We start from the raw sequence: 8,724 nt of genomic DNA, 5'->3' as shown, positions 1-8,724 counted from the left end.
CCATCTTTACTGCGTACCGATTCTAGTAGGCGCGCCAATTTCCGGGGTGGGGGCTTGCCCCCACCTCAGGCATCCAACAATCAGGCAATGCCGATATGAAAACTGCAATCCGGATAATCGGGTATTTCGTCTTTGGTGCTCTTTTAGTTGCAGTGATGAGCATGTTTTTAGTTTTTAGCCTGACCGCCCCGCTCGGCGACTAGCCAAACCGGCGAATACCCCCTCCTCAGTTGCATCAACATCCCCCTCTCATCTCCTTTTCGTAAACGCGCTAAAGCTTTCCCGTCCAAACAGAACGCTGTTGCGGTCTGGAAATTGGTTGTTTGCACAATATTTTTTTGATGGCTTGTGCTTTCAACGAAACAAATCGGCTCTTGGCGTGTCATACCGCGCGGCCTGCGTTCTCTGAGCAACTCCCAAGAATGACTCGCTTTCCAGAACAGGCGCCACACAACAGGAATTGGGGTTCGAAGGGACGACCCCATACGCATGCTGCAACGATTTGCCGACGAGGGCGGCAGAAAGAGCAAAATTGAAACAATTGCGCAATCGACTTTGCATCGGATTGGTCGGCCTGAGCATTTTCTGGATGCTAGGCATGGTGAGTACGAATGAGCTGGCCAAGAGCAGCATCCTGATGGCGAGCGCTCTGCCGGGGATTACAGGAATTTTCATTGCCATCCCCTATTTCCGCCGGAGACCACGATGGCTATCGACGAGCACGCTCCTGATTCTCCTGCTTTTTTTCCTCGACGCTACGCTGAAAGGATTCCTGCGCGATTACTTTGGATTGCGCCCCAATCCCATCCTGGTTTTACAGGCCATCTTCAACTCGAACCCCGGTGAAACAGGAGAATTCTTTCAGCACAACTGGCGCGACGTGGCGAAAGCCGTGCTCGTCTTTCTGGCCGCCAGCTTCCTGGCATTTCTGGCCCAACGAAAACTTGCCGGCATGGAACCCGATGCCACTGCCACACCGCTGAAGCGGCGGAGCCTCGCCGGAATTGGCGCGCTTCTCACAGTGTTCCTTGCCCTGCATTTCAATCCCACGATGGCCAAGGAAAATCCGCTTCTTTTCTGGCCTTTGCGCTACATGGACTATCACGAACAGGTAGTTCGGGCCGAGAACATGTCGAGGGACATCGAGCGAAATATGGCGAAGAAATCCGACTGGAAAGTCCAGTATGAAGGCCCAGAGAGCAACACTGTGGTGTGGGTGATCGGAGAAAGCATCAACCGCGCCAACATGTCCTTGTACGGTTATCCGCGCAACACAACGCCGCTGCTGAGTTCGATGCGCAAGGACCTGATCGTTTTCCAGGATGTTGTTTCGTCGGAGCCGGCGACCATGGCTTCGCTGATGAAAATGTTCACGCCGGCAGACATCGATGAACCGGACGAGTGGAATCGCAAGCCCGACGTGCTGATGCTGGCCCATGAAGCCGGCTTCAAGACGTTCTGGATTTCCAACCAGGTCCCCAACGATGGCTGGCTGGGCCTGGTATCCAACCGCGCCAGCGAAAAGCTCTTTATCAACAAGGGGGCCGGGCGCGGCGAAAACAACTTCGATGGAAATCTGCTGCCCGGATTGGAAGCCGCGCTAAATAATCCAGCCCCGAAAAAGCTTATCGTGGTCCATCTTTTGGGCGCCCATCCAACATATGACATGCGCTATCCACAGGAATATGCGAAGTTCGATGGCGCCGTCGACCACATTTCAGAACAACTCGCCAAAGCCGACCGCCCGGTGTGGATTCGCCAGCTGCGCAATGAATACGACAACGCAATCGCATACAACGACTATGTTGTCGGGAGCATGCTGCAGTTGACGATGAAGGCGACACGCCAGAACAACGCCAGCCTGGTCTTCAGTTCAGACCATGGACAGGAAGTCGGCCACACGAGAAACCATGCCGGCCAGTCCATTTCGGACGTGACAGGGTATGAAATTCCCATGCTTTTGTGGACAAGGTCTTTTATCGGGAAAAATCCGGAAGAGAAGGCCATGCTCGAACATCGTGCGTACCAAACCGACCATTTGGAGCACACCGTACTGGGCCTTCTCGGTGTTCGCTCAATGTACTACGAAGCTTCGCGGGATATCCTCAGCGAGAATTTTCACAGCCAGGATTTCGTCAACGGCCTTCGCCGCATCAATGGTCGGCCTTACGAGCCGCGCACCGTCATATACCAACAAAATCCTGTGAACCCGGCAAACCAGTGAGAGCATGCTCGGGTTCTTCGTAATTAGTAGGTCGACGGTTTGATTCCATCTACCGGCACCAATTAAATCACGCACTTAGACCAACTCTTCGGAGTTGGTCTTTTTTTGGGGAAGCACCATGCAGCACCATGTAGTCCGTCTTTGAACGACTGAATGTCCGGAATCCATAAAAGCGCTTTCGTACACGGGAATGCCAAGAGCATCGTCATTACGCTCGTGCCGCCCCTGCAATACATTCATCACGCCCGAAGCCACGTCGCCACATGCTGGATTCACGGCTACGCAGTGCGCTAGCGCAGCTCAACCGCCCCGGTCGCTACGGTAACTGCTACATATAGCATCATTGAAGAAGCCGGAAGACGAAAAGCCAGCACAGCCTGAGCTTTCACGGTTCTCTTCCAGACTACCAATGATAACGATATCACCGTCAGCGACCGACCGTGACGTGCGAACCCTGCGCTTTATCAGCGTCGGCGAATTGTTGACGCCGGTTTGTGTAGTGACGCAGTTAGACAACTGCGGCCCCCTCGATATATTCGTCGCGTTGCGACCCTTCACATCTGGCAGCAGATAGCTTTCGCGCAGTTTTTCTTCCTCCAGATCGATTGCAATCACGTCATATTCGATCAAAAAAATAATCTATTAAATCATCAAAATCTAACACTGTTGTAAGTCGATATTTTTCCAACTCCATCGTAACGACACATCATCATCGCGTTACGACTCACAGTAAACGTTTTCTCTGAAAGCCTTATGCAGAGCGGGTTTCATTGATCAAACATGACATTCCCGTTTCATTTAAATGACATTTTTATGAAGCAGGAACATGCATCGACAACCCACCACCCATCGGTGATTTTTTCGTATTCCATCGTCGCAATTTGGCGCTGATGGGTCCACACGTGCGAAGAGATTTTGTCAGGCCATCCCACATGTCAATGCACTCAGCCAGTACCGCTCGCGACATTCGTGCGCTTATCGAAAAATCTTTAACGACGCAGAGGCATGGTCCGAAACGATCATCAAGTTGCTGCGCTTATTTATCCTTCTTCGCCTGTTCAAATTGAATCGTGCGGGCGGAGATTTTCTAAAGGAATACAAACATGTTTCCAACCACAAGCCGAAAGACATCCTTCGATCCAATACCCGATTCATCCCCTCCCACTTCCCAAGCACAAGCCAAACAGGTGGTGGTGCCGACCGCGTCCAGCGGCACGGTGCGCGGTCCGGAAAATTCCGGCCGCGTCTTCGTACAGACCAAGCTGGCTGAAAAAAATCTGCACTCGCCCCATCGTTCCAAGCCATTTCTTGCAAACAGCGTCAACCTCTGCCGGGAAACCGGCCTCTTGCTTAGCAAACCACGTCTGAGTAGCGAAACGCCGACCGTGATCGCTACCACCTACGGCGACCGCGGCACGCATAGCAGGGCCGCCAACGTGGCGGCGAACCTGGTGTTGGACCTCAATTTGATGTTCGAAGAAAAACTGCAACATGCGATCGAACACGAACCGCACTTTACGGCGGAACTGAAGAAGATCATCGAGCTCATTCACAAGCAGCTCGACATCGAGTCGATCGTGCTCCCCCCCGATGCCCCCTTGGGGAAGGAACATCGATCCAGCCGTCTTGATTTTTTGTTCAACAAATTCCAGAACTACTTCCCGCTGGAGCCCCTCAAGAGATTATTCGAGGAGCGCGATGGTAGTGATTCAACCATCACGGCATTTCTCGCGAAACATCCGATCTCCAAAGACGTGGACGAAACCGAGAAGGCCAGCGTCATCGGTTACATGAAGTTGCTCAAGATGTTGTTTGGCCAGTTTCCTTATTTCGGTGGATCGGTGGAGTACAAGCAGGGCATCGAGAACAGCATGGAATATTGGATCTATCACTTAAGCACCATCACGCGCGACCCGGACCGCTCCATCCCGATCGGCAAAAACTGCTACGGCCACTTGTTGCTCAAACCCCTTGCCGACTATCGCACCAGGGAAAGCGGCCTGGTGCCGTTGATGAACCAACGCAATCTGGGAACGGGTGTGGCCGAAGCAGAATGGAATGAACTGTCGAAGGCGATGAAGAAATCACTGGAAAACGGCGTGTATCAATTCCGCGAAAAACGTCTTCCGGAACGGTCAGGAAAACATATCCAGGATGAGAAATACAGCCGGAAATTCAATAAGCTGATGTCCGGCATCGCCAAAGAAACCGGGAAACCGTCAGACCAGCTTTCCATCGAAGAGATCTGGACCGCCGCCAACGAGGACGAACGAAAATTCCTCTATGGCGACATCGCGGAGATTCCTTGGTCCGATGCGCACTTGCATGGCGGCGAAAGTTTCGAGCAGACCTACAATACTCATATCAACGCCGAAGAACTCGACTATCGCCATCCGCTGGTGACCTCGGAACGGGAAGTAGGATTGATGAACGTGGCCGGCGTGCACGGCAACATCCTGGAAAAACCTGAAGTCGCATGCGAGAAGTACATCAAAGAGATTCGCCGTAAGCTCAACATCCCAAGAGACTCAGCGGAATTTCATATCCGCGACTCGGAATTCGGCATCCACTATTCGTCCGATTTTCTGAAGCGAGATTTCATCAGCAAGCAAAAAGACTGGTACGACAGCGCTTATAACAATCAGCGGCCGATCGTGGGAGGCATGAGCGGACATACGCTGGGCTACCTCAACCTGTATTGCGCGGCCGTGGATAAATGGGCCGCGCAAAGGAAAGAACAGAAAGACCAGCCGATCCCCTTCCCCTCCCTGGAAACATTCCGCGCCATCTTGTTGGCGGCCCTGGTCGGCAATAAGCGCCATCACAGCTATGACGAGGTAATGGCCGCTAGCGTTGGGATGAAATTCGCCACCGATCAGGGGCCGGGTCTGACCTACAAAGACCGCGTTGGCTACCGCGACATCTTCCAGTCGTCTGATCCGGCATTGCAACAATGCGCCCGGCATGCCGCGGCGGAGGTGGATCAGGTTTACCTGGCGCTGGAATACGATACCGTTCTGAGCGCCATCGAACTTAACCAGTCTGGCCTGCGCAAGAATCTCGAAGAGCCGGTCAAACAATACTTCCAAGCACTGCGAAGCGGTGATGCTGACCAGATCGTTGAAGCCAAGATAGAAATCGAAGAAAAAATCAACGACCTCTGATCTGACCATCATCTGCCATCGGGCCGCCTTGCGCGACCCGATGGGAACGTCCATCGACCGCCATCCCAACGCTTCATTCCACTGCTTGCACAGGCCATGCCCTTTTATGCCAGCCAGTGGAATATCGAGAAACACAATCGCATTCATTAATATTTTTAGAAAATCATCATGCAACCGATCTCCAATAATTCGCCCCGCATTCCGGAGCTGGAACTGGATAACATCAATCTACAGACAGCACGCACGGAAAATCTACGAGACGCGCACATCGCCATCGACATGCCCCCTGTCGAGGGATTGTCCTTGCAGCATCGCGGCAGCAATCCATTACAACGGAAATATCAGCACGACCGAGCGCACGCCTTGAATACCTTGCATCATGACGTTGTCATGCAAACCAGCCATCGCCCGATTTCCGACGAAAGCATGGCCACCGTGCTCGAGATAAACAAATTGCTGCTGACGCTCGACGTGAATAGTCGAAGCGATAAAGCGATGGAATACGTGGATCATATCTTTGAAGCGCTCAAGGTCGATCCGAGCGCCGCAGCCAAGGAGCTGGTCCGTGAGGCACTGGCCCTTCAGGCTGCTGGCGCCGTGAACAATGCGATCGGCATTTTGCCAACTCTGTATGGCGGCCTCGGCCCAAAAAGCAATGCGGCCCTGGTGTCGTTCGGCTGGTCGCTGCTGGCGCAGGTGTATCAACCCTACTTGAGCGTCCACGTCTTCAATGCGGCATTCTACGGCTTCGACTTTGCGCGCGATGCCGGGATTCCGGGGCGCAGCAGGAACCTGGAAGGCGCCAAAACCCTGGCCGCCACCTCGACCGAAATGACTGCCACCAACAAGAAGCTAAAGGAAGCGCTGGCAGCGGTGGAAAGCGCTCCTTCGCAGGAGACCAAGAACAAGCTTGAACAGGCGCTTGACGCCAGCGAAGCGGCAATGGAGGCGCGCTATCGCCGCGAAATACATGACGACAGTTTCGACCATGGACGCTGGGCACAATCAACCCTGTCGGCCCTGAAACAGATCTTGCTGAACCTGACGCAATACATTTCATTTGCGCAGAACAAGGACTGCAAAGGAAGTCAGTATGCCTTCTACGTACAGATGGGCACGGCCGCCATGGTGCAATTGTTGCAGCTGGCAGCTGCGCCGACGGATCGGATGCGCGAGGGACGCTTGATCATGGCCGCGAACATTTCTTCCGGACTGGTCCAGACCAAGGATGAAGTTCGTGACATGTTCAGAGCGCGATATGTGCAACAAATGTGGTTGATCGGCGACGGCATTACGACCCGCTGCGATGCGGTGCTTGAAAAAATCGCCAAGCAGTTCGACACAACCGCCAAACTGATCAAGACGTTTGACGAAGCCGGCGGATTCAACCTGGCGAAATTCTCTCCCCCCATGAGTCCCGAGGTAAGGGAGCGCTGGAATGAATTCAAGTCAAGCTGTGAAGGTCCGGCACTGGCCAATTGCGATGGAGCGCTCGAGGAACTCGGAAAACTGATGGTACTGGAAGAGCTGAACAAGCTTTTGACGCTCGAGGCACCTGCCAACGACGAAGAACCAACCCCGGAAGCCGTTAGGAACCTCGCATCTCTGCAGGCCAAATACGAGACTGACACCCCGTTTGAGCTACTGCGCGACGCGCTGGGACTCGATTCGCTGGCGGCGGCGAAAGCGCTCCGACAAGGTCCGCTTCCGCCCGCATTGGCCGGTCAGCTGGAGCAGCTGCAAAAGAAATACGAAACCCGTGAGCTGCTGGAGGTCGATGATTTCGTCGATGTGAAGCGGGAGCAGGTCCTGGAATGGGCAGAAATGGCGCGCGCCGAAGCTGCCGTGCTGACGCCGCTGGAGTTGGCGGTGCGTACGCGCCTGGAGGACAAGGCGCGAGGCAGCACCCTTAACATCGACGGCTGGAAGACAGCTCCGGCGGCCCAGAACATAGAAGAAGCCCAGGAATACCAGGCGCGCCGAGACAAGTCCTTGACCCCCTACGAGCACGCGTTGCTACAGACGTTAAGGGTACGACCGCATATCGATGCGTCCGCATCCGATGCTGACAGGATCGTTACTAATCACGACCTCGCGGCCGGCAAGCTGCTCAAAGAGCCGAAGTCGATGGCTCAGGTGCAGGATCTGCTGAAAAAACTCCGGCATCACCAATTGGACCGGATTCTCTTGCCGTTCGACTACACACGCCTCACATACGAGACCACGCAAGCCATCGCCAATGTGTTCCTGGGCGAAAAAAACTGGCTGGGCAACACCAAGGATGCAATCACGACGCGCTGGAACATGCCCGGTTATATCGTCCCCGCACTGGTAGTACAAATTGCCCGCGCAACCTTCATGGGGGTCGGCGGCACCGGCTTCTTCTTCCTGCTGCAGGCTGGCGCCGGCATGGCGCGCAGGTCTCGTCCCGAGACCTTTACCTGCACTCCCGGCGAAGGACCGAACGATCACTCAAGAACTTTTTCCTACGTCATGATGGGCCTATCTGCCCTGCCGCTCGGATTTGCCGTACTCGCCGCCTGGGGCGGACCACAGGCAGTCAATACGGCTCGCGTACGACGGGAGTTCTTTACCAGGCGAGAAGGCAGACCTTCGTTCATCGAGATGTTCAGGGAGCATTATCTTTATTCCGCCCGCCGGGCTGTTACCGACTACGCCGGAGAGCGCATCTTCACCGGTCCCGGCATCAAGAAGCAGGCAGCCAAGCTGATCAGAGAAGCACACGCACAGCTCGACAGACTGGCCCAGCAAGAGGCTTTGGGAGACTCGGAGCGCATCGCGGAGGTGACAGACGAGCCCCAGGATCGGCAAGATCAAACGAATGCGCAGGCCCGTCCCCACAACGACAAAGTACTGGACATTACATGATGAAGACGCAAGCCACTTTTGAAACCTTCGTACACGAGTTGAGCAAGGAAATGGGCCTAACGCTGGATCCCGCTCCTGGCATACTGCGGCTCGACCTGAATGGTGTGCCGTTCATGATCGCACATGATGCAGCGCAGTGGGGAGAGGAAAACGTCGCTATCGTTTGCGACTTTGGCGAAGCGCCGAAGGAAAACCGCTGCGCCATCCTCGAAGCGCTATTGGCGGCCAATCGCGACATGCACGGATTGCACTCCCCGGTATTTTCGATGGATCCCGGCTCTGGTCATGTTCTTGCCATGTCGGCGCTGCCGCTGGCGGCCATGGATCCGGCGCAGACCATGCAGAGCATGCTCAAGCATGTGGCGGTGGTCGCCAACTGGAAGCAATCTTATTTTCTGGAGACCGAAGCGGCTTGACACCAACACGGTATCAAGCCGGAAGAAAAGC

Annotated in this window: 5 protein-coding genes; 4 read left to right on the top strand and 1 reads right to left on the bottom strand. The window is 54.5% G+C overall.

What is annotated here, in order from left to right; genetic code table 11:
* The first annotated feature begins 532 nt into the window (after positions 1–532).
* Positions 533–2,224 (top strand): phosphoethanolamine transferase, encoded by a 1,692-nt coding sequence (locus AKL28_RS13000; RefSeq protein WP_050468560.1) that lies wholly within the window; start codon positions 533–535, stop codon positions 2,222–2,224.
* Positions 2,225–2,524: 300 nt separating this feature from the next.
* Here AKL28_RS13000 and AKL28_RS24485 read toward each other — a convergent pair whose 3' ends face one another.
* Positions 2,525–2,854 (bottom strand): hypothetical protein, encoded by a 330-nt coding sequence (locus AKL28_RS24485; RefSeq protein ID WP_174525374.1) that lies wholly within the window; start codon positions 2,852–2,854, stop codon positions 2,525–2,527.
* A 473-nt stretch (positions 2,855–3,327) separates the two neighbouring features.
* Between AKL28_RS24485 and AKL28_RS12995 the strand changes: the two genes are divergently transcribed.
* From AKL28_RS12995 to AKL28_RS12985, 3 genes are all read left to right on the top strand, one after another.
* The gene (locus AKL28_RS12995; protein WP_156226333.1) at positions 3,328–5,388 is read left to right on the top strand and encodes a hypothetical protein; all 2,061 of its coding nucleotides are present in this window, start codon (positions 3,328–3,330) and stop codon (positions 5,386–5,388) included.
* Positions 5,389–5,556: 168 nt separating this feature from the next.
* On the top strand, positions 5,557–8,277 hold the full coding sequence (locus AKL28_RS12990) for a hypothetical protein (protein WP_156226332.1): 2,721 nt from the start codon (positions 5,557–5,559) through the stop codon (positions 8,275–8,277).
* Positions 8,274–8,693, top strand: coding sequence for a CesT family type III secretion system chaperone (locus tag AKL28_RS12985; RefSeq protein WP_050468557.1), 420 nt, complete (start codon positions 8,274–8,276; stop codon positions 8,691–8,693). Before AKL28_RS12990 ends, AKL28_RS12985 begins: the two co-directional genes overlap by 4 nt.
* Positions 8,694–8,724 lie beyond the last annotated feature (31 nt).

Origin of the sequence: Herbaspirillum chlorophenolicum (assembly GCF_001189955.1) — a bacterium.
GTDB lineage: Bacteria > Pseudomonadota > Gammaproteobacteria > Burkholderiales > Burkholderiaceae_D > Herbaspirillum > Herbaspirillum chlorophenolicum.
Note: the sequence above shows the minus strand (reverse complement) of the source record. Positions and strands in the feature narration are given on the sequence as shown.